Source organism: Ruegeria sp. AG6 (assembly GCF_056541565.1).
Genome location: NZ_JBQFYQ010000001.1, coordinates 852,817 through 877,674, shown reverse-complemented (window position 1 = coordinate 877,674; position 24,858 = coordinate 852,817). Strand labels below are relative to the sequence as shown.

Annotated in this window: 19 protein-coding genes; 12 read left to right on the top strand and 7 right to left on the bottom strand. The window is 59.6% G+C overall.

Translation table 11 applies throughout. From position 1 onward, the window contains the following. Positions 1–78: 78 nt before the first annotated feature. The 5 genes from dusB (at position 79) to ntrX (ending at position 7,308) form a co-directional block, all read left to right on the top strand. Positions 79–1,062 (top strand): tRNA dihydrouridine synthase DusB, encoded by a 984-nt coding sequence (dusB, locus tag ACR0I0_RS04320; RefSeq protein ID WP_480490317.1) that lies wholly within the window; start codon positions 79–81, stop codon positions 1,060–1,062. Further along, positions 1,059–2,147 carry a two-component system sensor histidine kinase NtrB gene (locus ACR0I0_RS04315; protein ID WP_152458153.1) on the top strand — a complete coding sequence of 363 codons (1,089 nt, stop codon included), beginning with the start codon at positions 1,059–1,061 and terminating at the stop codon, positions 2,145–2,147. Before dusB ends, ACR0I0_RS04315 begins: the two co-directional genes overlap by 4 nt. Beyond that, on the top strand, positions 2,147–3,514 hold the full coding sequence (locus tag ACR0I0_RS04310) for a response regulator (RefSeq protein ID WP_480490315.1): 1,368 nt from the start codon (positions 2,147–2,149) through the stop codon (positions 3,512–3,514). Before ACR0I0_RS04315 ends, ACR0I0_RS04310 begins: the two co-directional genes overlap by 1 nt. A 123-nt stretch (positions 3,515–3,637) precedes the next feature. Further along, positions 3,638–5,902, top strand: a complete 2,265-nt coding sequence (locus ACR0I0_RS04305) for a sensor histidine kinase NtrY-like (RefSeq protein WP_171723640.1) — start codon at positions 3,638–3,640, stop codon at positions 5,900–5,902. Then, a complete protein-coding gene (ntrX, locus tag ACR0I0_RS04300) occupies positions 5,899–7,308 on the top strand; it encodes a nitrogen assimilation response regulator NtrX (protein ID WP_152458151.1) in 1,410 nt (469 codons plus the stop codon). The genes ACR0I0_RS04305 and ntrX overlap by 4 nt, the downstream gene beginning before the upstream one ends. A gap of 18 nt (positions 7,309–7,326) precedes the next feature. On the opposite strand, the gene ACR0I0_RS04295 is transcribed toward ntrX, so the two are convergent. Beyond that, complete coding sequence (locus ACR0I0_RS04295) at positions 7,327–7,806, bottom strand: hypothetical protein (RefSeq protein WP_171632096.1); 480 nt, start codon at positions 7,804–7,806, stop codon at positions 7,327–7,329. A 96-nt stretch (positions 7,807–7,902) separates the two neighbouring features. Between ACR0I0_RS04295 and trkA the strand changes: the two genes are divergently transcribed. From trkA to ACR0I0_RS04270, 5 genes are all read left to right on the top strand, one after another. Beyond that, on the top strand, positions 7,903–9,279 hold the full coding sequence (gene trkA, locus ACR0I0_RS04290; protein ID WP_152458149.1) for a Trk system potassium transporter TrkA: 1,377 nt from the start codon (positions 7,903–7,905) through the stop codon (positions 9,277–9,279). Further along, a complete protein-coding gene (locus tag ACR0I0_RS04285; protein ID WP_480490313.1) occupies positions 9,279–10,817 on the top strand; it encodes a TrkH family potassium uptake protein in 1,539 nt (512 codons plus the stop codon). Before trkA ends, ACR0I0_RS04285 begins: the two co-directional genes overlap by 1 nt. 132 nt (positions 10,818–10,949) lie before the next feature. Then, positions 10,950–11,189 carry an RNA chaperone Hfq gene (gene hfq, locus ACR0I0_RS04280; RefSeq protein WP_005982826.1) on the top strand — a complete coding sequence of 80 codons (240 nt, stop codon included), beginning with the start codon at positions 10,950–10,952 and terminating at the stop codon, positions 11,187–11,189. Beyond that, a complete protein-coding gene (gene hflX, locus ACR0I0_RS04275) occupies positions 11,189–12,466 on the top strand; it encodes a GTPase HflX (protein ID WP_480490311.1) in 1,278 nt (425 codons plus the stop codon). The genes hfq and hflX overlap by 1 nt, the downstream gene beginning before the upstream one ends. A gap of 14 nt (positions 12,467–12,480) precedes the next feature. Continuing rightward, complete coding sequence (locus ACR0I0_RS04270) at positions 12,481–12,786, top strand: putative quinol monooxygenase (RefSeq protein ID WP_480487724.1); 306 nt, start codon at positions 12,481–12,483, stop codon at positions 12,784–12,786. Between the two features lies 1 nt (position 12,787). Here the strand turns inward: ACR0I0_RS04270 and ACR0I0_RS04265 are convergent, their stop codons facing one another. The 4 genes from ACR0I0_RS04265 to hemB all read right to left on the bottom strand — a co-directional run bounded on the left by ACR0I0_RS04265 (position 12,788) and on the right by hemB (position 17,640). After that, entirely contained in the window at positions 12,788–13,183 is a 396-nt protein-coding gene (locus tag ACR0I0_RS04265) for a nuclear transport factor 2 family protein (RefSeq protein ID WP_171632108.1), read from the bottom strand. Between the two features lie 109 nt (positions 13,184–13,292). After that, a complete protein-coding gene (locus ACR0I0_RS04260; protein WP_480490309.1) occupies positions 13,293–15,755 on the bottom strand; it encodes a penicillin acylase family protein in 2,463 nt (820 codons plus the stop codon). 168 nt (positions 15,756–15,923) lie between these two features. Beyond that, a complete protein-coding gene (locus tag ACR0I0_RS04255) occupies positions 15,924–16,499 on the bottom strand; it encodes a lipid-binding SYLF domain-containing protein (RefSeq protein ID WP_209832950.1) in 576 nt (191 codons plus the stop codon). A 142-nt stretch (positions 16,500–16,641) separates the two neighbouring features. Then, on the bottom strand, positions 16,642–17,640 hold the full coding sequence (hemB, locus tag ACR0I0_RS04250; RefSeq protein ID WP_171723173.1) for a porphobilinogen synthase: 999 nt from the start codon (positions 17,638–17,640) through the stop codon (positions 16,642–16,644). Positions 17,641–17,760: 120 nt separating this feature from the next. Between hemB and ACR0I0_RS04245 the strand changes: the two genes are divergently transcribed. Continuing rightward, positions 17,761–18,285, top strand: a complete 525-nt coding sequence (locus ACR0I0_RS04245; protein ID WP_152458141.1) for a component of SufBCD complex — start codon at positions 17,761–17,763, stop codon at positions 18,283–18,285. Positions 18,286–18,306: 21 nt separating this feature from the next. After that, the gene (mfd, locus tag ACR0I0_RS04240; RefSeq protein ID WP_480490308.1) at positions 18,307–21,765 is read left to right on the top strand and encodes a transcription-repair coupling factor; all 3,459 of its coding nucleotides are present in this window, start codon (positions 18,307–18,309) and stop codon (positions 21,763–21,765) included. A gap of 141 nt (positions 21,766–21,906) precedes the next feature. Here the strand turns inward: mfd and ACR0I0_RS04235 are convergent, their stop codons facing one another. Further along, positions 21,907–23,565 (bottom strand): tetratricopeptide repeat protein, encoded by a 1,659-nt coding sequence (locus ACR0I0_RS04235; RefSeq protein ID WP_480490307.1) that lies wholly within the window; start codon positions 23,563–23,565, stop codon positions 21,907–21,909. 58 nt (positions 23,566–23,623) lie between these two features. Then, complete coding sequence (locus ACR0I0_RS04230; protein ID WP_210092429.1) at positions 23,624–24,832, bottom strand: multidrug effflux MFS transporter; 1,209 nt, start codon at positions 24,830–24,832, stop codon at positions 23,624–23,626. Between the last annotated feature and the right edge of the window lie 26 nt (positions 24,833–24,858).

Below are 24,858 nucleotides of genomic sequence, written 5' to 3'. Positions count from 1 at the left end.
GGCTTGCTGCATGCCGATTTGTTGTTCATATGCGCAGAAAACGATATCAAAACCACAACTGCCCAAGGATTAAGCACGTTGACACTGCACCTTGCCGACAAGGAAATAACACCGCCTGTTTTGCTGGCCCCCATGGCCGGAATCACCGACCGCCCGTTTCGCGATCTGGTGATGCGTTTCGGTGCGGGTATGGTCGTCAGTGAAATGGTCGCCAGTCAAGAGATGGTGCAGGCCAAGCCCGGTGTGCGGGAACGGGCGGAACTGTCCGCAGATGTGGAAAACACCGCCGTGCAGCTGGCCGGGCGTGAGGCCCATTGGATGGCCGAGGCGGCCCGTCAGGTGGCCGACCGTGGCGCGCGGGTGATCGACATCAACATGGGGTGCCCCGCCAAGAAGGTAACAAACGGTTATTCCGGCTCGGCCCTTCTGAAAACACCGGATCACGCGCTGGCACTGATCGAGGCCGTGGTGGGCGCGGTCGATCTGCCGGTGACGCTGAAAACCCGGCTGGGATGGGACGACACTCTGTTGAACGCGCCCGACGTGGCACGCCGCGCTCAGGACGCGGGTATTCAGATGGTCACGATCCATGGCCGCACACGCTGTCAGTTCTACAAGGGTCACGCCGATTGGCGGGCAATCCGGGCGGTGAAAGAGGCCGTATCGATCCCGGTCATCGCGAACGGAGATATCGTGAACACTGACGCCGCCCGATCCGCGTTGCGCCAATCCGGCGTGGATGGGGTGATGGTCGGTCGTGGCGCCCAGGGCAAGCCTTGGGTGTTGGCGCAAATCTGTCACGACCTGTACGGGGCCGAGGCGCCCGAGATTCCGACCGGCCATGATCTGGTTGATTTGGTTTGCGCGCATTATCAAGCGATGCTGGATTTCTACGGCGCCGATCTGGGTCTGCGTGTCGCCCGAAAGCACCTGGGATGGTACATGGACGAAGCCGCAACGCCTGCGCCCTTGCGTCGGGCTGTGCTGACGTCACGTGATCCGGCGGAAGTTTTGCGCCTGTTGGCGGTTGCACTCAGCGACACGGACGAGGTGGCGGCATGAATTCCGATGCCAGCATCTGGAACTCGCTGCCGGTTCCGGCGTTCATTATTGATGAACAGGATCGGATATCCGATGTGAATGCTGCGGGTGAGGGGTTTCTGAATGCGTCGCGCAAATCGGTGATCGGCCATCCGGTGTGGGATCAGATCGCCGTGGACGCGCCGTTGGAAGAGGCGTTCGAGCGCGCCCGCTGGCAGGGCACGCCATTGTTCGTGAATGATGTGGATGTGGGGTCGGGTAGCCGGGCGCCGCTGCAATGCGCGTTGCAGATTGCGCCTTTGGTCGGGCATCCGGGCTCCATGATCATGATCATCTCGCCTCGTGAACTGGCAGGTCGGATGACGCGGGGGAATACGGTCAAATCCGCGGCACAATCCGCCATCGGCATGGCGGAAATGCTGGCGCACGAGATCAAGAACCCGCTGGCCGGGATCACTGGTGCGGCGCAGTTGCTCAGCATGAATATACCGCCGCAAGATCTTGAACTAACGGATCTTATTGTTGCCGAAAGCCGCCGGATCGTGAAGTTGCTGGAACAGGTCGAGCAATTCGGGAATCTTCAGAAACCTGACTTCAAGCCAGTCAACATCCACGATGTGCTGGATCGCGCAAGACGGTCGGCATTGTTGGGATTTGGCGCTGACATGACGATCGTCGAAGACTATGACCCGTCGCTGCCGCTGGCTTACGGAGACCCGGATCAGATTCTGCAGGTGATCCTGAATCTGCTCAGGAATGCGTCCGAAGCGGCAGGACCGCAGGGCGGAACGATCCGCCTGCGGACCTATTTCGAACATTCCTTCCGGTTGCGTCGCAGTGACGGGTCAGGGCATTCGCTGCCCTTGCAGATCGAGATCATCGATGATGGTCCGGGCCTGCCAGAAGACATCCGCGGCGATATTTTTGATCCCTTCGTATCCGGCAAGGAAAACGGCACCGGCCTGGGGCTGGCGCTGGTCAGCAAGATCATCTCGGACCATGACGGCTGGATTTCGGCCGAATCCGTGCCCGGGCGAACGGTATTCAAACTGTCGCTGCGCCGCGCGCCGCGAGACGCAATCGAGGACAAGAAGGAGAGCACCTGATGGATGGCACCGTACTGGTCGCGGACGACGATCGCACGATCCGCACTGTTCTGACACAGGCCCTGACGCGTGCCGGGTGCAAGGTGCATGCGACCTCATCACTGACCACGTTGATGCGCTGGGTCGGCGAGGGAAAAGGCGACGTGGTGATTTCCGACGTGGTCATGCCCGATGGAAACGGTCTTGAGATGCTGCCGAAGATTGCCGAAGACCGCCCCGGTTTGCCGGTGATCGTGATTTCCGCACAAAACACCATCATGACGGCGATTCAGGCGACAGAGGCGGATGCGTACGACTATCTGCCAAAACCCTTCGACCTGCCGGATCTGATGAAACGGACGGCGCGGGCGCTGGATCAGAAGCAACGCGCCCAGCCAGAGCCGGCCGTGGGCACAAGCGAGCGCCCCGAAGAACTGCCACTGGTCGGGCGAACACCAGTGATGCAGGCTCTGTACCGGTTGGTCGCCCGGGTGATGAACACGGACCTCTCGGTCATGATTTCCGGTGAAAGCGGCACGGGCAAGTCACTGATAGCGCGGGCCATTCACGATTTTTCCGACCGTCGAACCTTGCCCTTTGTCACTGTCACCGCTGCCGAACTGCGCGATCTGGAAGGCCCGGCCCGTGTGATGGCGCGGGTTCGCGGCGGCACGCTGTTGATAGACGAAATCGCAGATATCGAAGATGAGGTTCAGGCGCGCATCGTCCGCATGATGGATACTCCGGGCGATCACATTCCCCGTTTCATGGCCACCAGCCAATCAGACCTGACCGAAGGGATGGAGAACGGGCGCATCCGTCAGGACCTTTATTATCGTTTGTGCGGGGCGACGATCCACGTTCCATCACTGCGTGAAAGGGTGGATGACATTCCGCTGCTGGCCGAGCACTTTCTGGCTCGGGAAGAGCGGGAAAACGGCACCAAACGCTGGCTCAGCCCCGAGGCGGTGGAACTGGTGCGGCGCTATTCCTGGCCCGGGAACGTGCGGCAACTGGAAAATGCCGTGCGCCGGTTGGGTCTGACCAGCCGAGCCGATGAAATCACCAAAGCCGAAGTGGAAACGGTGCTGGGCAGCCAGCCAGAGGCGGAACCGGTCCTGAGCGGCGGCGAACGCGAAAAGCTCTCGACCTCGGTCGAGCGGCATCTGCGGAGATATTTTGACCTGCACGGCAACATTTTGCCGCCCCCGGGCCTGTATCAGCGCATTTTACGGGAAGTTGAGGCCCCGCTGATCGAAATCGCGCTGGATGCAACTGGCGGAAATCAGGCGAAATGTGCCGATTTGCTGGGAATCAACCGAAATACGTTGCGAAAAAAGATTACGGATCTCGATATTCAGGTGACACGTCGACGCAAACTGATGTAATATCGCCACACAAACCGTGGCATCCCGGCATCTGTTGGGAAAAGATCACGATATATGGCGGTAAGCCGCGCAAGCGGCACATCAGGATGAGGGCAGACAGTGGCAACCCGAGCACAGAGCGGGATGATCCCATCGATCAGTCGATGGCGTAAATCACGGAAACTGCGCAACTTTGGCACGTTTGGCCTGGTTCTCATGGGGCCTGTTCTGGCGCTGGCCACTTATCTTGTCATCGGTCCTTTCGATCTTGGCGCGACGGCACCGACTTTGCGGCTGATTCTGTTGGCCGATCTCGTATACGTTCTGGTTGTTGCTGCACTTGTGCTTGGGCAGGTTGGCAGCTTGATTGCCGCACGTCGGGCCAAGTCGGCGGGTTCGCGCCTGCATTTGCGCCTGATCGGGGCGTTTACTCTGCTGGCGCTGGTTCCAACCGTGACCGTGGCGATTTTTGCCGGATTGACCGTCAATATCGGCCTTGAGGGCTGGTTTTCCGACCGCGTACGTCAGGTTGTGGGATCTTCGCTGACGGCAGCAGAAGCGTATGAACAGGAACACCGTCGGGGGTTGACGCAAGACGCGTCTGTTCTTGCGCGATATCTGGATAATGCGCGATCGCTGGACTTCTATATCTCGGACGCTGAACTGCGCGAAGTTCTGGCGCAGGGGCAGGCTCAGATTCAACGGGGGCTGCGCGAAGCCTATGTCATCGACGGTGGTGGCGAAATCAAATCGCGCGGGGACCGGTCCTACCTGTTCAACTACGAAGCCCCAACCCCCGAGCAGATTGCAGAAGCCACCGACAAGGGCCTGCTGATCATCGCCGACTGGCCCAACAATGAGTTCCGGGCGCTGGTCCCTCTGAAGGCTTATCTGGATCGCTATCTCTATGTCAGCCGCGAGGTGGATGGGCAGTTGTTGACGCTGCTGGACGATACCAAGGAAACGGCACAGTTCTATCAGCAACTGGAAAGCGAACGGGGCAGGGTGCTGTTCGAGTTCGGCCTGTTGTATCTGGGCTTTGCGTTGATCCTGATCCTTGCGGCTATGTCCCTGGGGATGTGGTTTGCCGAGCGGTTGTCGCGTCCCGTGGGGCGGTTGACCACCGCGGCGCAGCGGGTTGGGGCCGGTGATCTGAGCGTCCAGGTGATTGAAGAGGCCAGCGACGACGAAATCGCGATGCTGGGCCGGTATTTCAACCAGATGACCCGGCAGTTGAAAGGACAGCGCGATACGCTGTTGGAGAACACGCGGCAAATTGAAAGCCGGCGCCGTCTGTTCGATTCGGTGCTCAGTTCGGTCACTTCGGGTGTCGTTGGAGTGGACCCGGAAGGATGCATTACATTCGTGAACCGTTCGGCCGAGCGGTTGCTGGATTGGACCGGGGGCGAGCAGCATCTGGCCATCGGCATTGCGGTGCCGGAATTTCTGCCCCTGTTTGAAAGTCTGAAGGACAGCGGGCAAGAGGCCGTTCAGGGCGAAATCAAAGTGACCCGCAAGGGACGGCTTGAGAACCTGTTGGTCCGCATGGCCATCCGTCGCGGAGAAGATGGCGGCCTGGAAGGTTATGTGGTTGCCTTCGATGACGTCACCGATCTGGTCAGCGCCCAACGGATGGCGGCCTGGGGTGACGTGGCCCGCCGCATCGCGCATGAGATCAAGAACCCTCTGACCCCGATCCAGCTGAGCGCGGAACGGATCAAGCGCAAGTTCTCGCGCAAACTGGACGACGAAGACAGCAGCAGCCTGGATTCGATGACGAACGTGATTGTGCGGCAGACCAACGACCTGCGTCGCATCGTGGATGAATTCTCGAAATTTGCACGGATGCCTGAACCTGAACGCAGGGAAGAAAACCTTGTTGATCTGGTGCACGAGGCTGTGCTGCTGCAACAGGCCGGGCAGCCGGATGTGCAGATTGATGCCGATCTGCCGCAACAGCCCATCATGGCCGATGTGGATGCAACCATGCTGAACCAGGCGCTTACCAACCTCATCAAGAATGCCGGGGAAGCCATTGCAACCCTTAAGGAAAAAGGGGCGCTCGACAACCTTCAGCCCCAGATCAAAGTGGCGGTCACCAGTGATGATGCGGGTACGGTCATAACCATTGCAGACAACGGGATCGGCCTGCCCGAGGATCGGGCACGGCTGTTTGAGCCCTATGTAACGACACGTGACGAAGGGACCGGGCTGGGCCTGCCCATCGTCAAGAAGATCATTGAAGAGCATGGCGGCGCGCTGACCCTCGAGGATGCGCCCGTATTTGACGGACAGGACCATTTTGGCGCGATGGCCGTGATCCGATTGCCGGGGGTTACTGGGTCCCAAGCGGCAGCGCCACAGAAGCAGGCAATTAGAACCAACAAACTGAAAGCAGGCCAAAGATGAGTGACATTCTGATCGTAGATGATGAGCGCGATATTCGCGAGCTGGTGTCCGACATTCTGGAGGACGAAGGCTATTCAACCCGGCTGGCGGCCAACTCGGACGAGTGCATGGCGTCGATCAACTCTGAACCGCCGGGGTTGTTGATCCTGGATATCTGGCTGAAAGACAGCCGAATGGATGGCATCGATATCCTGAAAGCGGTGAAACGCGACAACCCGGATGTGCCGGTGGTGATCATTTCCGGCCACGGCAACATTGAAATTGCCGTCGCCGCAATCAAGCAGGGCGCCTATGATTTTATCGAAAAGCCGTTCAACATAGACCAGTTGATGGTGGTGATCCGCCGCGCGATGGAGACGTCTCGCCTGCGTCGCGAGAATGCGTCTCTGAAGCGGAAAGAAGTCAACAATTCCGACATGATCGGCAAATCCGCCGCGTTCCGCGCCATGCAGGGGCAGTTGGACAAGGTGACCAAGTCGAATGGCCGCGTGATGCTCAGCGGCCCAGCTGGGTCCGGCAAAGAGATCGCAGCACGGTATATCCATGCCCACTCCAATCGCGCCAACGCGCCATTTGTCACGGTAAACTGCGCCGGGATCGAACCCGAACGTGTGGAAGAGGTGCTGTTTGGCCGGGAATCGGCGGAACGCGGCGTGGAATCGGGTTTGCTGGAAGAGGCGCATGGAGGCGTGGTCTATTTTGACGAAGTCGCCGACATGCCCCTTGGGACACAGTCAAAAATCCTGCGGGTGCTGGTGGATCAGCAGTTCCAGCGTGTCGGTGGCAGTGACAAGGTGCGCGTGGACCTTCGCGTGATCTCGTCAACAAGCAAGGATCTTGACGAAGAAATCGCGGCTGAACGGTTCCGGGAAGAGCTGTACCACCGTCTGAACGTCGTCCCGATTGCCGTGCCGTCACTGGAAGATCGGCGCGAAGATATCCCGGTTCTGGCGCAGCACTTTATTGAGATGTGCAACGAAACCCAGGGTTTGCCGATCAGGGAATTGTCGGAAGAGGCTGTTGCCCTGTTGCAGACGATGACATGGCCCGGCAACGTGCGCCAGCTCAAAAACCTGATCGAGCGGGTTCTGATCCTTGGCGATGGCTCCGGCCCGATTGAGGCGCGTGAGTTGCCCAACGAAGAAGAAAAGGCAGAAGATTCAGGTCGTGTCGTGTTGTCTGGCGCACTGGCCACCTTGCCGTTGCGCGAAGCCCGCGAGGCGTTCGAGCGAGAGTATCTGCTGACACAGATTAACCGGTTTGGCGGCAATATCAGCCGTACGGCCAGCTTTGTGGGCATGGAACGCAGCGCCCTGCATCGGAAATTGAAATCGCTGGGCGTAGTGACTTCGAACAAATCCGGCGCGCGCGTGGCGCAAATCGATGAACCCGAACCGGCAGAATAATCTGCCGGTCGCACGGCCTCAGCCGGCCTGACCGGGCGTTATGATCTGAAATGAGCCGTCATCGAATTTCACAAAGCACGACGCGCTGTTGAGCGGTGGCAAAGTGGTTGTTCGCGTTGCGGGCACGCGTGATTTCACGTTCTGTTTGCACGGCGGCAGGCTTACGGGTCGAAACCCTTTCTGTGCCATGCATTGCGCTTCGACCGTGTTGCGCAGGCCCTGATTCACATCCACGGTATAAACACGGCCGGGCTGCCACCAGCCGGGTGATTGATAGCAACGACCCCTGCCATCGCAATATGTGCGCCCCGGCCAATAGGTTGGCGGGCTTTGGCGGATCTGATTGGCTACCGGCACTTCCTTGACCGCCTTCAGCTGGCACTGAGTGGTCTCTTTTTGCAGGCGCGATACGGTTTCACCTTCGCGGTAGTACAGCGAAAGTGGTCCGCAAGAAGACAGCACCATCAAAGGTAACAGCATAGGAAACAGCGTTTTCATATGCTTATCATGCCGCAGCCGGGCTGCGATGACAATTCAATTGACCGCTCTGGGGGCATCTGTCATTCAATCCTTTCAGGCAGAAGGGCCAGAAGCATGAAGGTCATTATTTGCGGTGCGGGTCAGGTCGGCTGGCAGATCGCGCGGCATCTTTCGGGCGAGCTGAACGATGTTACCGTCGTGGACAACAATCCCGACCTTGTAAGGCGGGCGACTGAAACGCTTGATGTGCAGGGGATCGCCGGGTTTGCAAGTTATCCGGACGTGCTGGAACGGGCAGGGGCCCGTGACGCTGACATGATCATTGCCGCCACCCATTCGGATGAGGTGAACATGGTCACCTGCCAGATGGCGCATTCGGTCTTTTCGATCCAGCGCAAGATCGCGCGCCTGCGGTCGAAATCCTACCTCGAGGCGATCCACTCGGATCTGTACCGTCGTGATCATCTGCCGATTGATGTGGTGATCAGCCCCGAACGCGAAGTTGCCGCCGCCGCCATGCGCCGCCTGTCAGCCCCATCCGCCTTTGACACCGAGATTTTCATGGACGGCAAGGCGCAACTGCTTGGAGTGCGGGTGGAAGAGGATTGCCCGATCGTCAATACGCCGTTGCGGCAGCTGACGGATCTGTTCTCGACCCTCAGTTCCATTGTGGTTGGGGTGCGGCGCGAAGGCACGCTGTTTGCGCCCGAGTCCGAGGATCAGCTGTTCGTGGGCGATGAATGCTATGTCTTCACCAACGTCAAGGACGTGGATCGCACCATGGAGGTGTTCGGCAAAGCGCAAAAACGGCAGGATCGCGTGGTGATCGTGGGCGGCGGAAATGTCGGGCTGGAAGTGGCCAGAACGCTGGAAGAACGCGAAAGCCGCGTGCGGGCCAAGATCATCGAGCGCGACCGCCATTGCGCTGAACTCGCCGCCGAAGCTCTGGAACGGACGATCGTGCTGCATGGCGACGGGCTGGATGCCGGGTTGCTGAGCGAGGCGGGGATCGAACGGGCCGATGCGATGCTGGCAGTTACGGATGACGACCGTACGAACATGCTGGCTGCGGTGCGTGCCAAGGCCGAAGGGTGCGCTCTGGCGATTGCATTGATCAACGACCCCAGCATGGTGGCCCTGATGGGGCCTTTGGGGATCGATGCTTATATCAATCCGCGGGCCACGACCGTCAGCTCGATCCTGCGGCACATCCGGCATGGACGGGTGCGTCAGGTCTATTCCATAGGGGACGCCGAGGCCGAAGTGATCGAGGCCGAGGTTCTGTCAACCTCGCCTATGGCCGGGCAACGTCTGCGCGATATCGACTTTCCCGAGGGGGTGCTTGTGGGCGCGGTCCGCAAGGGAGACGAGGTTCTGCGACCGACAGGCAGCCTGCGGATCGATGAAAAAGATGTGGTCGCAATCTTTGCCATGGCCAAGGACGTGCCAGAGGTTGAACGCCTGATGCAGGTTTCAATCGATTTCTTCTGATGGCGCATGCAGGGACACAACAGGTTGGATTGTTGCGGCGGTTGCCGTTGTTCCTGCTGATCTGGGGCATTGCATCCCTGACCATGTGGATTCCGGCGATCTATGCATTGGCTCTGGACGATCACGACACGTCACGATCCTTTCTGTATTCCGGGATCCTGGGCTTGTTTCTGGTAGCCACCATCGCGATGGCGTCCTCCAACCGCATACCCCGGCGCGGCACGTTGGGGCAGCTGGCGGTGATGCTGGCCTGTTTCACGCTGCTGCCCATATTTCTTGCGATCCCATTTCACGACGCGCTTGGTACGACCACCTTTCTGAACGCCTATTTCGATATGGTCAGCTCTCTGACGACCACGGGGGCGGACCTGTTTCCGGATCCGGCCCGCCTGACGGCCCCGTTGCATTTGTGGCGCGCCATGGTCGGTTGGATGGGCGGCCTGCTGATGTGGATCGCCGCTGCGGCGATCCTTGCGCCGCTGTCGCTTGGCGGGTTCGAGGTCACTGCCAAAGGCCAGCCGGGGCGCCCGGTGTCAGGGGTGGCGCAGAGCGAACGCGTGGACCCGCGTGGCCGTCTGATCCGTGTCGCCAAGACCCTGACGCCAGTCTATATCGGGCTGACGACCGTGATCTGGGTTCTTCTGTTGATCGCCGGTGAAGTCGGTCTGACGGCGGTGTGCCATGCGATGGCAGTGATGGCCACGTCCGGCATCTCTCCGGTCGGGGGCATGGAAGGGGCGCAGGCCGGGTTTACGGGCGAAGCCATCCTGTTTCTTTTCCTGTTCTTTGCTCTCTCGCGTCTGACTTTTTCGAAGGATACCGCGACAACAGGCTATTCCCGTCTGGATACGGACCCCGAGTTTCGTATTGGTCTGATGATTGTCCTGGGCGTCGCAATCCTGTTGTTCTTCCGGGTTGTTGCGGGCGTGACGGAAATCGGTGGTCAAATGGAACCATTGCAGGCCTTGCAGGTCATCTGGGGGATGCTGTTCACCGTTCTGGCTTTCCTGACGACGGCCGGATTCGAAAGCGCGAACTGGAACGACGCACAGCAACTGTCGGGTTTGGGAACGCCCGGTTTGCTTTTGATGGGGCTGGCATTGATCGGCGGCGGGGTCGCGACGACAGCCGGAGGGGTCAAGCTGTTGCGGGTCTTCGCGCTGTATCTGAATGGCGCACGAGAGATCGACCGCCTGATCTATCCCTCATCCGTCAGCGGTGCAGGGGGGGGCAATCGCCGCATTCAAAGCGATGGTGCGTTCATCGCCTGGATCTTTCTGATGCTCTTTGCGCTGACCCTTGCGGTATTCAACCTTCTGCTTGCGGCGATGGGGTCCGGATTCGAACAGGCCATGGTGCTCAGCGTGGCCACGCTCAGCACGACGGGGCCGTTGATCGAGTTGGCCACCGACGTACCAATTCGCCTGATCGATCTTTCTGCCAGCGCCAAGCTGACGCTGTGCGCGGCCATGGTCATCGGGCGTCTGGAAACGCTGGCGATCATCGCCCTGATCACCCCGTCGCTTTGGCGGGATTGAGCCGGGCACATCGTGCGGCGGCTAACGCCTGATTTTTCATCTGGAATATCTGTGCGTAGCACTCCATACTCTGCCGGAGGGAGCGCGTTGGTCCGCAGCGCGTAGCAAGAACAATGGCGAGATTATAAAAATATGGCTTCGGACAGACAGAATCTTCAGGATGCCTTCCTGAACAATGTACGGAAAGCTAAGGTTCCGGTCACGATTTTCCTGATCAACGGTGTGAAATTGCAGGGTGTCATCACCTGGTTCGACAATTTCTGCGTATTGTTGCGCCGCGACGGACAGTCGCAGCTGGTCTACAAACACGCGATTTCGACCATCATGCCGTCACAGCCGATCAACCTGTATGAGGGCGAAGACGCCTCTTGATGGAACATGAGCGGGCGCGCACCCGGGCCTGGGTGCTGCATCCCGAAATCAAATCAGACGAACAGCGCCGTGTCCCCGAACCGGCGCTGGAAGAGGCGGTGGCACTGGCTGCCGCATTGCCCGATCTGGACGTGATCGGGTCAGAAGTCGTGCGACTTCAACGCGCGCAGGCCGGGTATTTGTTCGGCAGCGGCAAGATTGAAGAACTTGGTGCGCGTTTTCGCGACAACGAGGTTGAGCTGGTTCTGATCGACGGGCCGGTGACCCCGGTGCAGCAGCGCAATCTGGAAAAGGCTTGGAAGGTCAAGATCCTCGATCGGACCGGGTTGATCCTTGAGATTTTCAGCGATCGCGCCCGCACGCGGGAAGGGGTGTTGCAGGTCGAGATGGCCGCGCTCAGCTATCAGCGGACGCGGCTGGTACGGGCGTGGACTCACCTTGAACGTCAGCGCGGTGGTTTGGGATTTGTCGGCGGACCCGGCGAAACCCAGATCGAAGCCGACCGCCGCGCCATTGACGAGCAACTGGTGCGCTTGCGGCGGCAGTTGCAGAAGGTGGTCAAGACCCGGACACTGCACCGGGCCGCCCGGGCCAAGGTGCCTTATCCAATCGTCGCACTCGTCGGGTATACGAACGCAGGGAAATCGACGCTGTTCAATCACCTGACCGGGGCCGAAGTGATGGCCAAGGACATGCTGTTCGCCACACTGGATCCGACCATGCGCCGCGTACAGTTGCCCGACGGCCCCGAAGTGATCCTGTCGGACACGGTGGGTTTTATCTCGAACCTCCCGACCGAGCTTGTGGCGGCTTTCCGGGCCACGCTGGAAGAAGTCCTGGGTGCCGACCTGATCGTCCATGTGCGTGATATCAGCCACGAGGAAACAGAAGCGCAGGCGCAGGATGTCGAGGCGATCCTGACCTCGCTGGGCGTCGACGAAGAGAGGCCCCGGCTTGAGGTCTGGAACAAGATAGATCTGCTGAGCGCTGATGAACGCGAGGCGACATTAGCGCGGGCGGACCGAGATCCTGAGATATTTGCGATTTCGGCTGTAACCGGGGAAGGCATCGTACCTTTGCTGTCCGAGATCGCGATGCATCTGCAAGGTGCACGGCGTGAGGCGGTGTTGGATCTGTCTTTCTCGGACGGGGACAAGCGGGCCTGGTTGTTCCGGCAGGATGTGGTGCGCACAGAAGAACAGACCGATGACGGTTTCCGCATCACGGTATTGTGGACCGATAAACAGGCGGCTCAGTTCGAGGCGCTGAAGAATTAGCGATGGGGCCGGATATGTCCGACAAGCCGGACCAAAGAGTGTTCCTGACCGGCCATATCGATGTGCCTGTGGACCGGCTGGAAGAGGTGCGCGCGGCGTTGCCGGACCATGTGAAACTGACCCGTGCGGAACAGGGCTGCATATCCTTTGACGTGATCGAGGATCAGACCTGTCCGGGTCGGTTCAACGTGTCAGAAGTATTTGCAGATCAGCAGGCTTTCGATGCACATCAGGCCCGGACACGGGCGTCTGACTGGTCGCGGGTCACTCAGGGGATACCGCGGGACTACAGGATAGAACGCGCATCCTGCGGACGTTGAGTCAGGCCCCGTCAATCTGCCGTTGATGGTCGTCCGCGTCGAACCAGCCCGATGATGATTGTACAAGGTAATCTGACGTCAGTTCCCACTCTTCCCAGCCGCGCGCTATGACGTGATTGCCGGTTACGGAATGGTGCCCTTCGCGGGTCCAGACGAATATGGCATGAGATCCGGCCCATCGCATCATGTCGCAACGCAGCTCGAGATCCGGAAAATCCGCGTAAAAACTCCGGGCCATGTCGGCGATCGCCACGCGCCCCTCGATCGGGTCGCCCCGGTTGATGGTGACCTGCCCGTTTGACGCGAAGAAGCCGGCAACCGCGTCGGGGTCACCCGAGCTCCACGCTATTGCGTAGTCTCGCGCGAGGTTATTCAGAGTATCCCGAATGCTGGCCATACTCGCCCCCTTTTGGTCCCACATGATCGGTGCCGTTATGTTAGGCGAATAAAGCTGTCGGTGCCACGATGCCCCCGCGAACAGGGCGGGGACTTGCCGAATAGGCGGATTATCGCGGGATCAGATTGGTAACCCCGACAGCCGCAGCGCGGGCCAGATCAAGATCCAGTGACATGGGTATGTATTCTCCACGCCGCCACAGCTGCGCCTGATCGTCATAGTAACGTGACAGGAAATGACCCGATTGCCCGGTCGCCGTAATGAAGACCGAGCTGTTGGGGTCGGCAAAGTCATAAACCCCGCGATACCCGGCGCCGTGCACATTCTGGAACGGATCAGGCCCTTCGCCCGATGTTCGGCCACGCAGCAATGTGTTGTCGCCGCCGCTGGTCGATTGGCGAATGTTCACAAAAAAACGCAATATCGGGACAGAGCCCAGCACGGGGTGATCATGCGTTGCCTGATGCGCGTCGCCCCAACGCAGGGATTCAAGTGCGCTGCCATATCGTTCAGAGATCCAGATCAGCGCGTCGTCCAGCGCAAGCCGTGCCATCTCGGTGCATGTCTCGACCGGTGCGCTTTGGATCACGTCGCACCAGACACCCGCGCCGTCAATGTTGCGGTAGACCCGTTCGATGAACAGCGGTTCGACATGTTTGTATTCACTGGCCAAAGGCCCAAGCTCGTCCGAGATCAGCCGGATTTGCAGCGCACGCAGCCAGGCCGCATAGATCAACGGCTCGGGCAGGTGTTCGTTCATCTCACCGTTCCAGTCCGCCAGCAGCGACAGCGCGATCTGGCGCTGGCGCTCCGGCGTTCCTTCGGGGGCCGAAGCCCCGGTGAACCACAGATCGGCACCGATCAGCGGCAGCAGAGACCGTGCGGTAAAGCTGACCGTGTCCAGCTGCGCCTCGATAAAGCTGTCGCGGGTATGCACCTCGCGCGATTGCATCAGGCGTTCCCAGCGATGCACGCGCTGCGTATCGCCCCATTCATACGAGACGTGATCCGGGAAGGGGCGGTCTATGATCTTGTTGTTCGTGTTGCCCAGAACACCGCCGACGGGGGCCACGAATTCCGGGTTGCTGGCATAGGGCAGGCGGCCTTGCCAGCGATTGGCCTCGATCCAGCCGGGCGAGGGGATGCGCCCCCGGCTTTGGTTTAGCGGATCACGCCGAGGCATGGCGCCGATCAGCTTCATCCCGATGGTCGTCTTGTCGACCAGCGACAGGTTCTGAGAAGGCGCGATGAACTGCTCACCGACCGCGATGGCCTGCTCCACGTTGTCGGCGTTCATCAGCGCCATGGACGCCGACATCGACGTGTCCCGCGGGCTGAGCGCCGTCCAGGACAGCGACGCCACATGGCCCGGCGGCGTGATCGTTTCCAGCTTGTAATCCGTGCCCGGCAGCACTGGCCCATTGTCTGTCCAGCGCAGGGTCAGCGTAACCGGAGCTTCCCCCTTGATCTCGATGATCGAAGGGCGGGTCTGGAATTCCTTGAAGCCGGTCGGGGTCAGGTATTCCTCGGGGTTGTCAGGATTCAGCTGCTCGATATGTACGTCCTGATTGTCAAGATACGAGGATGTAAGCCCCCATCCCAGCCGGTCGCTGCGTCCGGTCATGATGGCGGGCACACCGGGGATCGAGGCCCCGATGACACCGCCTTTTTCCAGGCCGAGATGCGCCAGGTACCAAATCCCGGGCGCAGTGAAACCCAAATGAGGGTCGTTGGCCAACAGGGTTCCGCCACTTGCAGAACGTGACGGCGCGGCGGTCCAGGCGTTTGAAGCTCCGGCCAGACCACGTTTGGGAAGGGGCGAAAGAGGTGTGTCGGGAATGTCCGTTCCCGCCGCATACCGCGGAAGATTTGGGAACAGGGTGGCATATTCCGGCAACGCCGCGATCCCGGGTCCGGGAACGTCGGGCAGGATATCGGCCAGACGTTCGGGGTTGTTCAGCATCAGGGACGTGCGCGCACGCAGAACTTCATCGGTCAGGTGGCCTGACAGTTGCAGCGCCATCAGCTTGATCATCGCGATACTGTCACCCGGTTGCCAGGGCGAGACCGGCACGTTGAACAGGAACATCTCGGGTGCGCCGCGACCCAGCGCCTCTTCGTTGATCTCGGTCAGGCGGGCATTGACCCCGGCGGAATAGGCACGCAAGGCGGCCTTGGTATATTCGTCCTGCACCTCGACCGAGCGGTGGGCCAGCCCGTAAAGGTCCAACCTGCGCAGCAGCTTGTCGATGTGAAGCGTGCGCGGGCCAAACACCTCGGACAGTCGGCCTTGCGCGGTACGGCGCATGACGGTCATCTGCCACAGTCGGTCCTGAGCATGGGCATATCCCAATCCAAAGAACACATCGGGATCGGTCTGACCCAGAATATGCGGCACGTTGGCGGTGTCGCGTACGATCTCGACCGGGGCGGTCAGACCGTCGACCTCAAGCGTTTGGTCATAGTCCGGCAGGGATTGGCTGGCCAGAAAATAGACAAGGCCCATGGCGGCGAGGATCAGGATGATCAGACCCGACGCGATGCGCACCAGCCAGCGGAAAACAAGACCCATTACTGCCCCAGATTCTTATTCAGATGAAGGTTGGACAAAGACTAGAGGATGGTGGGTCTGACCGAAAGAGGAACGCGGCAAGAACCTGCGTGGAAAGGGTTAAAACGAATGCCCCGCCGCAGTTTTACGCTGCGACGGGGCCGTTTGAGGGGGAAGTGGTAATCCGGGTTAGGGAATGATGCGGGTGTATTTCGTACCTTCGACGGTCGCGCCGAATTTAAGACCGGCCTGGCCAAAGACCACCGCCAGCACCGGCGAACGCAGTGTTGTCGTGTCCGTGGACAAGGAATTCCCGGTTGCGTCAACCACATATCCAATATCGGCACCGGCTGTCCATCCGCTGGAACGGCGGAAATCGTTCAGCGCATCTTCGGTCATGAAGAACAGGATATGCGCATATTGCTGCGCACCGATTTGCAGACCAGCGGTTCCAGAAATTGCAGAATAGTAATCGACCGTGGCGCCGTTGATGCGCAGCGCGCCTTGGCCATAGGCACCGCCAAAGAAGATCAATCCGGCGTCGGTGATCAGGGGCATAACCAACATGCCGTTGGCTTTATTCGCGATTTCCACGGTGTTGGGGTACCGGCTGTACATTTCGGTCAGCGTGGCATCGACGCGGGCGTCGATGTTGGCCGAATTTGAATTGCCGACGCCGTTGCCACAGGCAGCGGTCAGGGTCAGGCCTGCCATGCCCAAGGCAAAGCCGCGACGGTTCAGTCGGGGGGAGTTGGAACTGCTCATGGTTTTTTTCTCTGTAACTGTGCCTGATGTGTCGGGTGATCCCGATCTTGCCGGCAAGGATACGCCGATTAGGGCGTTGTGTCACGGGAAAGCTGCCCGCTCAAGGGGGCTTGTCGGCGAAAAGTTGCGACTCTTCGGGGTTTTAGCCCTGCAGGATCCGGGCAACCTGAGGCGAGAAATAGGTCAGAATACCGTCGCACCCGGCGCGCTTGAAGGCCAGCAGGCTTTCCAGCATCGCCTTTTCTCCGTCGATCCAGCCATTCTGGGCGGCCGCCTGGATCATCGCGTATTCCCCCGATACCTGATAGGCATAGGTGGGCGCACCAAAGCAGTCTTTCACACGACGGCAGATATCCAGATAGGGCATTCCGGGTTTGATCATCACCATGTCCGCGCCTTCGGTCAGATCGCGTTCGATCAGGCGCAGGGCTTCGTTCGAGTTGGCCGGGTCCATCTGATAGGTTTTCTTGTCGCCGGTCAGCGCGCCCGAGGCGCCGACGGCGTCGCGGAAGGGGCCGTAAAAAGCGCTGGCGTATTTCGCGGCATAGCTGAGGATCATCACGTTGTGATGCCCGGCGCCTTCCAATGCGCGGCGCATTTCCCCGATCCGGCCGTCCATCATATCCGACGGTCCGATGATGTCGGCACCGGCATCGGCCTGGGCAAGGGTCATCTTGACCAACGCTTCGATGGTCTGATCATTCACGATCTCGCCGTCGACGACATAACCGTCATGACCATTGATATTGTACGGGTCCAGCGCCACGTCCGTCATCACCGCGATGTCGGGGGCTGCCGCCTTGATCGCCCGGATGGCCCGGTTCGACAGGTTGTCGGGGTTCCAGGCTTCGGCGCAGTCTTCGGTCTTGAGCGCGGAATCCGTGTAGGGAAAGATGCATATCGCCGGGATTCCAAGCGCTTGCGCTTCGACGGCCGCTTTTGCAATCAGATCCACCGACCGGCGAACCACGCCCGGCATCGAGGGAACGGGTTCTTCAACCCCTTCGCCGTCGCGGACGAAAACGGGCCAGATCAGGTCGTCCGTGGTCAAGACATTCTCGCGCACAAGTCCGCGGATTGCCCGGGATTGACGGGCACGCCGAAAGCGGGTCATGGGATAGGGGGCAACGGTCGGTTTCATGGCGCGTTCTCCTTGAACATTCGTGCATTGGGTGGCATGAATTCACAAAGGTCTCAAGGGTATCAATGGACGCGGCAGCGTGGCCGAACCTCCCTGAGTGGTTTGAATAAAGGGTTGGGTTTGGACTGGTACTCTTCGATCTTTGAAGTCATCGACATGCGCAGCTTTTCGAATCTCTGGTTCTGGATCGTGCTGGCGGTTGTCTGGTCTTCGGCGAGTCACTGGGTAATGGGCATTCCCTACGATCTGGTGGTACGTGCCCGACGCATTGGCGGGCAGGTCGAGATCGACCTTCTGGACATCGTTCGCATACACACCAACCGGATCCTGTTGATCGTCGACATGTCAGGCACCATCCTGTTGGCATTCGGGTGTTTTCTGTTCACCGGGCTGGCCACGCTTGGATTCTATTACGGTGTCGAGTTCGCGCAGGCCGTGTTCCTTCTTCTGTTTCCACTGACGCTTGTTCTGGTGGTGAACATCGTGCACGCGCGACGATTGCGGCGGCAGGAACTGACGCTCGAGTCTGTTTCGAAAACCATTGCGCGCTGCCGGCTCTATACCCAGATCATAGGCATGATCTCGATACTGGTCACTTCGTTCTGGGGCATGTATCAGAACATCTCGATTGGCGTTCTGGGATAGCAAAATCTGAAAGGCGAGGCGATGAAGGCTCCGAACCACGTGACAGTTGGCGGCGCCCCCGAAGGGTTTGACGCGCAGCTTGTGCTGAACGAAATCGCCCGCAGCAACGGGCCGGTGGCCCATGTCGCACGTGACGACAAGCGGATGGAGGCGATGCGCGCGGCACTGGCCTTCTTTGCCCCCGACATGCCGGTCTTCGTGTTTCCGGGCTGGGATTGTCTGCCCTATGACCGGGTGTCACCCAACGCCGACATTTCAGCGGCCCGCGTTGCCACGCTGGCGGCTCTGGTTCACCAGATGCCGCAGAAATTCGTGTTGTTGACGACATTGAATGCGGCAACCCAACGCGTCCCGGCGCGAGACGTGCTGCGCGAGGCGGCGTTTACCGCCCGTGTCGATCAGCGCATTGATGAGGCCGCGCTGCGTAACTTCCTGGTGCGCATGGGCTTCACGCAAAGCCCCACCGTGATGGAGCCGGGTGATTATGCAATTCGCGGCGGTATCATCGACATCTTCCCGCCGGGTGAATCGGGCCCCGTCCGTCTGGACCTGTTCGGAGACGTACTGGACGGCGCGCGCCGTTTTGATCCCGTGTCTCAGCGCACGACCGAAAAACTGGACATGGTTGAACTTGCGCCGGTGTCCGAGGTCATTCTGGATGATGCGGCCATCACGCGGTTCCGCCAGAACTATCGCATCGAATTCGGCGCCGCGGGCACGGATGATCCGCTATACGAAGCGGTAAGCGCCGGTCGCAAGCATCAGGGTATCGAACATTGGCTGCCCTTCTTCCACGAGAAGCTTGAAATACTGTTTGATTATCTGCCGGATGCCACGATCACCGTCGATGATCAGGTTACACCGGCCAGATTGGCCCGATGGGAGACGATTGCCGATCAATACGAAACCCGGCGTCTGGCGCTGGAAAACCGATCCCGCATGGATACGGTCTATAAACCCACACCTCCGGGGTTGCTGTATCTGGATGATGCCGCGTGGGAGGCGGCTGTCGCGGATCGGCGTGTCATGCAGTTCAGCCCCTTGCCGCAGGCCTCGGGTCCCGGTGTCATCGATGCGGGCGGGCGGATCGGGCGCAATTTTGCTCCGGAACGTCAGCAGGAAAGCATCAGCCTGTTCGGTGCTTTGGCCAGCCACATCAGCGCCAAGCTTGACAAAGGTCCGGTGCTGATCGCGTCCTATTCAGAAGGTGCGCGCGAACGTCTGACCGGCCTGATCGAGGATGAAGGTCTGGCAGAGGCGATTCCCATTGCCAATGGAACGCGCATCGGAAAGCGCGGCTTGCACCTTGCCGTCTGGGCGTTGGAGCACGGGTTCGAAACTCCTGATCTAACGGTGATCGCTGAACAGGACGTACTGGGCGACCGCTTGATCCGGCAACCCAAGAAGCGCCGCAAGGCCGAGAATTTCCTGACCGAGACCCAGTCGCTCAGCCCCGGCGATCTGGTGGTGCATGTGGATCACGGCATTGGTCGTTATATGGGGATGGAGGTCGTCACGGCCGCCGGTGCCGCCCATGAATGCCTGCTGCTGGAATATGCCGAGCAGGCAAAGCTGTACCTACCGGTCGAAAACATCGAACTGCTGTCGAAATACGGCCATGACGAAGGGCTTTTGGATCGACTCGGCGGTGGCGCCTGGCAGGCCAAGAAAGCCAAGCTGAAAGAGCGCATTCGCGAGATGGCGGACAAGCTGATCCGCATCGCGGCGGAACGTGCGCTGCGTAAAGCCCCCGTGATGGATCCACCGCCGCACGCGTGGGAGGAATTCAGCGCGCGTTTCCCCTATCAGGAAACCGATGATCAGTTGCGCGCCATCGCCGAGGTGATGGAGGATATGCACTCGGGCGCGCCGATGGACAGGCTGATCTGCGGTGACGTCGGCTTTGGCAAGACCGAGGTGGCGATGCGCGCCGCCTTTGTCGCCGCCATGTCCGGCGTGCAGGTTGCGGTGGTGGCACCGACAACACTGCTTGCCCGACAGCATGCCGCAAGCTTCAGGGAACGGTTTCGCGGCTTCCCTCTGGAAGTGCGGCAATTGTCGCGTTTCGTCTCGGCCAAAGAGGCGCAGCAGACACGTGACGGGCTGGCCAAGGGCACGGTCGATATCGTGATCGGGACCCATGCGCTGTTGGCCAAGAACATACGGTTTCACAATCTGGGTCTGCTGGTCATCGACGAAGAACAGCATTTCGGTGTTGGACACAAGGAACGGCTGAAGCAACTACGCAGTGACATCCATGTTCTTACCCTGACCGCAACCCCGATTCCGCGAACCTTGCAATTGTCACTGACAGGGGTGCGCGATCTGTCGATCATCGGCACACCGCCCATCGACCGTCTGGCGATCAGAACCTATGTCAGCGAATTCGACGCGGTCACGATCCGAGAGGCGCTGCTGCGCGAACACTATCGCGGCGGGCAGAGTTTCTACGTGGTTCCGCGCATCTCGGACCTGCCCGAGATCGAGGAGTTCCTGAAAAGCCAGCTGCCCGAACTGACCTATGTGGTTGCACACGGCCAGATGGCGGCGGGTGAACTCGATGACCGAATGAACGCGTTTTATGACGGAAAGTATGATGTGCTGTTGGCCACAACTATTGTGGAAAGTGGTTTGGACATTCCAACGGCGAACACGATGGTCGTGCACCGCGCCGATATGTTCGGTCTTGCGCAGCTTTATCAGATCCGGGGCCGGGTGGGCCGGTCCAAAACCCGTGCCTATGCCTATCTGACCACCAAGCCACGACAGAAACTGACCGCCACTGCCGAGAAACGCCTGCGGGTTCTGGGCTCGCTGGACACGCTGGGCGCCGGGTTTACTTTGGCCAGTCAGGACCTCGACATTCGGGGCGCTGGCAATCTGCTGGGCGAAGAACAGTCTGGCCAGATGCGCGATGTGGGCTATGAGCTTTATCAATCCATGCTGGAAGAAGCGATTGCCAAGATCAAGGCCGGCGAGATGGAGGGGCTGTCAGATGCCGACGACCAATGGGCCCCACAGATCAATCTGGGCGTGCCGGTTCTGATACCCGATGATTACGTGCCCGATCTGGATGTTCGTCTCGGCCTCTACCGCCGCCTGTCGTCGCTGTCGACCAAGGTCGAATTGGAAGGCTTTGCCGCAGAGTTGATCGACCGTTTCGGCAAATTGCCGAAAGAGGTGAATACTCTGATGCTGGTCGTGCGCATCAAGGCCATGTGCAAACGGGCGGGCATCGCCAAGCTGGACGGAGGCCCGAAAGGCGCGACGATCCAGTTCCACAATGACAAGTTCGCATCCCCTCAGGGATTGGTCGAATTCATTCAGAACCAGCGCGGCATGGCCAAGGTCAAGGATAACAAGATCGTCGTGCGCCGGGATTGGAAGAAAGACAGCGACAAGATCAAAGGGGCCTTTGCGATTGCCCGCGACCTTGCTGAAAAAGTGGTCGCGGAAAAGAAGAAGACCAAGGCTGGCTGATGGGCAAGATGGGGCTCTGCCCCCGCTGCGCGTTCCGCGCATCTCCCCCGGGATATTTGCGGCCAGATGAAGTCCCGGATCCCAGCTTCATCTGGCTGAAAATATCCCCGCCGGAGGCATCGCGCGGCAGCGCGATCCCGCCTATACTCGCATTGCAGCCTGCGCGCAGAAGCAAGACGCTGCAACCGCCCGATCAGCACGGGCCAGAGCCAGATCCAGGCGTTGTTTGACTTGTCGCATTTCAACATCTTCCCCGCGGGCTTTGAGACAATCGTACAGTCCCTTCAGGCTCCAGACGTTGTCGGGATGGATCGAAGCGCGGCTGAGCGAGCCGCCAAGGCCAAGATCTTCGCGATAGACGGCTTCTGCTTCTGCCGCATGACCTTGTTCGAACAGCAATGCGCCAAGCGCGTGGCGGGTGGGCTGCATCCAGCCCCAGGGTTCGTCATAGGGCAGGGTGTCGTCCAGTTCGACCGAGCGGCGCAGATGGGCAAAGGCGATTTCGAAATTGCCTTTTCGGTACTCGATCTCACCGCGCAGCATCTCTCCCGCGATTTCCAGCAGGTCGATCACACGATTGTTGTGCAACCTGCGTGTTTCCGGAACGCATTCCCTAGCTGCCAGAAACAGGTTCTCTTCCGCTTCGGCATGGACGACGTCACCGGTTGCGGCATGTGCGATGGCGCGGGCGTAGTGGGTCGTTGCAGTCAGGGTGCGATAAAGATCCGGATCAGAGGGCAGCTCCAGCGTCTTGGCCTCTTCCCAGCGGCCAAAGCGGATCAGGATGTGCGGCCCCATGGACATGTAGCTTTCGAAGTAATCCGCCATTGGGGGACTTTCGATGCGCAGCATCTCCTCTGGCGTTGTATCCCACAATCCCTGATTGGCGCGTAGGGCAGGTTCAATCTGACCTAGAAACAGCGCGCCATAGATGGCGAAGTGATAATTGTGTTGACGGTAGCCGGTGTAGATATTGAACGCGCCTTCGCGTTCGTAATACTTCAGATCCGCATTCGAGGCTTTTTCGTTCCACTGCACCACATTGTGATAATGGCCGCACAGCACGTCAATATGTGTCGGCATATGCACCAGGTGCCCCGCATCGGGCACCAATGTGCGCAGGACATCACCGGCTTTCAGAGCTTTTTCCGGCGTGGGCGACATCTCCATCAGGTGAACATAAAGATGCAGCAGGCCGGGATGTGACATGGCGGCCGGATCGTTGGCCATGGCCCATTCCAACGCCTCTTGCGCTTCAAGCGTTGCAGCGCCTTCTGCTGGTTGGCCGGTTTTCAGGTCCCACATTTTCCAGGGTGTCAGGTTCAAAAGCGCCTCGACGTAGATCGCGCGCAGGTCCGCATGATCGCGGTGCGCGGCGAAGGCTGCGCGCATCGCTTCGGCAAAATCGTGATCCCACCGGTGCATGTCCTCTGCCGGATCTCGTTGCGGATAGCGCGCAGGGAGGGCTCGGATCAGAGCTTGCTCGACGGGCGTACAGCCGTCTGCCAATCGAAGGGCGTTTTGCATGGCATCATAAGCCAGCGCCAGCGCCTTGCGGCGTCCCCGCTCGTCCTGCAAGTCCCATGGCAGGTTGTAATTCGGCCCCGCCGCGTAGGCGACGCCCCAATATGCCATGGCGCATTGGGGGTCGTGTTCAGCTGCGCGCTGGAAACAAACCACGGCTTCTTCGTGATTGTACCCATAGGTCCAGTTCAGGCCGCGGTCGAACCACAGCTGAGCCTCGGGAACGGAGGTCGTTACCGGACAGGAATAGCTGCCCAGATCATAATATTCACGCATCAGAAGCCCTCCGCTTGGTTCACGTCGAGGGTAGCGTGTTTCTGACGAGTCGCACAGATCAGGCTGGCAGACGTTCTTCAACGCGGCCCATATGCAGCATAAGCCCGAAGGCCAGAATGCACATGCTCAGGATACCAAAGGTCAAAGGCGTGATCGAACCGTCGAACAACAGCCCGATCGGGGCGGCGATGGCAGCGGCCAGCACCGTCGAAATCGATCCGATGACCGAGGCTGCCATTCCGGCAATATGCCCCATCGGCTCCATCGCGATGGCGTTCAGGTTGCCCAGCGTCACGCCGGCCATGAAAAACACCATGGTTTGCCAGAACACGAACAATGCGAACGAGGCGTCTGGCGAAAGATGCGCGGCGTTCAGGGTCATGACAAAGGTGGTAATCAGGATTTGCCCCCCCAGCGCCCATGTCACCATCCGGCGCATGCCCACACGCACCACTAGTGCCGCGTTCAGCAAACTGGCCGACCCGGACATCAGCGCCACGAACCCGAACCAGAACGGAAAGCTTTCGGCGCGGTCATGGATAACGTCATAAACGGGCTGAACCATTGTCAGCATGGTGAACAGCACCCCCATGCACAGGGTCTGAACCATGATCGAAAGGCGCACGGTCGGATGCGAGAACATTTCCTTCGTGGCCGAGAACATCAACGGAATGCGAAAGGGGCGACGGTTTTCCCGGGCCAGAGATTCCGGCAACCGAACGCCCATCCAGAAAATGATGATCAACGCAAACAGAATGAAAGACACAAAGATCCCGCGCCATCCGAACAAAGCGATTACTCCGGCGCCCAGCATCGGTGCCGCCGCGGGTATCAACGTGAAAATCATCATCGCGATTGAGATGATCCGCGCCATTTCGCGGCCTGAATACAAGTCGCGGATGATCGCCATGGCCACCACGCGCGGACCTGCGGCGCCCAGGCCTTGAACCACACGTGCAATCAAGACCAGTTCCAGTGAAGAACTGGCCCATGCGACAGCAGACGCCGCAATGTACAAAGCCGCGCCGCCGTAAATGACCGGCTTGCGTCCCAGCGCATCCGAAAGCGGGCCGGTGAAAAACGTGCCGATCCCCATGCCCAACACAAATGACGTCAGGATCAGTTGGGCACGGTTAACGTCATCGGGGCTGAGCTGCGCGCCGATCTCGGGCAACGCAGGCAGCATCGAATCGATCGAAAAGGCTATGGTGGCGAACATCATTGCAATCAGTGCAATGAATTCCGCCTTCGACATGCGATTGGCCATGAAGACCTCCTAACCCGTTCGCGCTA

Bases quoted from the DNA above. Each gene is read 5' to 3' on its own strand.
- ACR0I0_RS04305 (WP_171723640.1), top strand. From the start codon at position 3,638: ATGATCCCATCGATCAGTCGATGGCGTAAATCACGGAAACTGCGCAAC.
- ACR0I0_RS04265 (WP_171632108.1), bottom strand. From the start codon at position 13,183: ATGGCCAGCATTCGGGATACTCTGAATAACCTCGCGCGAGACTACGCA.
- ACR0I0_RS04230 (WP_210092429.1), bottom strand. From the start codon at position 24,832: ATGGCCAATCGCATGTCGAAGGCGGAATTCATTGCACTGATTGCAATG.
- ACR0I0_RS04295 (WP_171632096.1), bottom strand. From the start codon at position 7,806: ATGAAAACGCTGTTTCCTATGCTGTTACCTTTGATGGTGCTGTCTTCT.
- ACR0I0_RS04270 (WP_480487724.1), top strand. From the start codon at position 12,481: ATGTCCGACAAGCCGGACCAAAGAGTGTTCCTGACCGGCCATATCGAT.
- ACR0I0_RS04315 (WP_152458153.1), top strand. From the start codon at position 1,059: ATGAATTCCGATGCCAGCATCTGGAACTCGCTGCCGGTTCCGGCGTTC.
- ACR0I0_RS04260 (WP_480490309.1), bottom strand. From the start codon at position 15,755: ATGGGTCTTGTTTTCCGCTGGCTGGTGCGCATCGCGTCGGGTCTGATC.
- trkA (WP_152458149.1), top strand. From the start codon at position 7,903: ATGAAGGTCATTATTTGCGGTGCGGGTCAGGTCGGCTGGCAGATCGCG.
- hflX (WP_480490311.1), top strand. From the start codon at position 11,189: ATGGAACATGAGCGGGCGCGCACCCGGGCCTGGGTGCTGCATCCCGAA.
- ACR0I0_RS04310 (WP_480490315.1), top strand. From the start codon at position 2,147: ATGGATGGCACCGTACTGGTCGCGGACGACGATCGCACGATCCGCACT.
- hfq (WP_005982826.1), top strand. From the start codon at position 10,950: ATGGCTTCGGACAGACAGAATCTTCAGGATGCCTTCCTGAACAATGTA.
- ACR0I0_RS04285 (WP_480490313.1), top strand. From the start codon at position 9,279: ATGGCGCATGCAGGGACACAACAGGTTGGATTGTTGCGGCGGTTGCCG.
- ntrX (WP_152458151.1), top strand. From the start codon at position 5,899: ATGAGTGACATTCTGATCGTAGATGATGAGCGCGATATTCGCGAGCTG.
- mfd (WP_480490308.1), top strand. From the start codon at position 18,307: ATGAAGGCTCCGAACCACGTGACAGTTGGCGGCGCCCCCGAAGGGTTT.
- ACR0I0_RS04235 (WP_480490307.1), bottom strand. From the start codon at position 23,565: ATGCGTGAATATTATGATCTGGGCAGCTATTCCTGTCCGGTAACGACC.
- hemB (WP_171723173.1), bottom strand. From the start codon at position 17,640: ATGAAACCGACCGTTGCCCCCTATCCCATGACCCGCTTTCGGCGTGCC.
- ACR0I0_RS04255 (WP_209832950.1), bottom strand. From the start codon at position 16,499: ATGAGCAGTTCCAACTCCCCCCGACTGAACCGTCGCGGCTTTGCCTTG.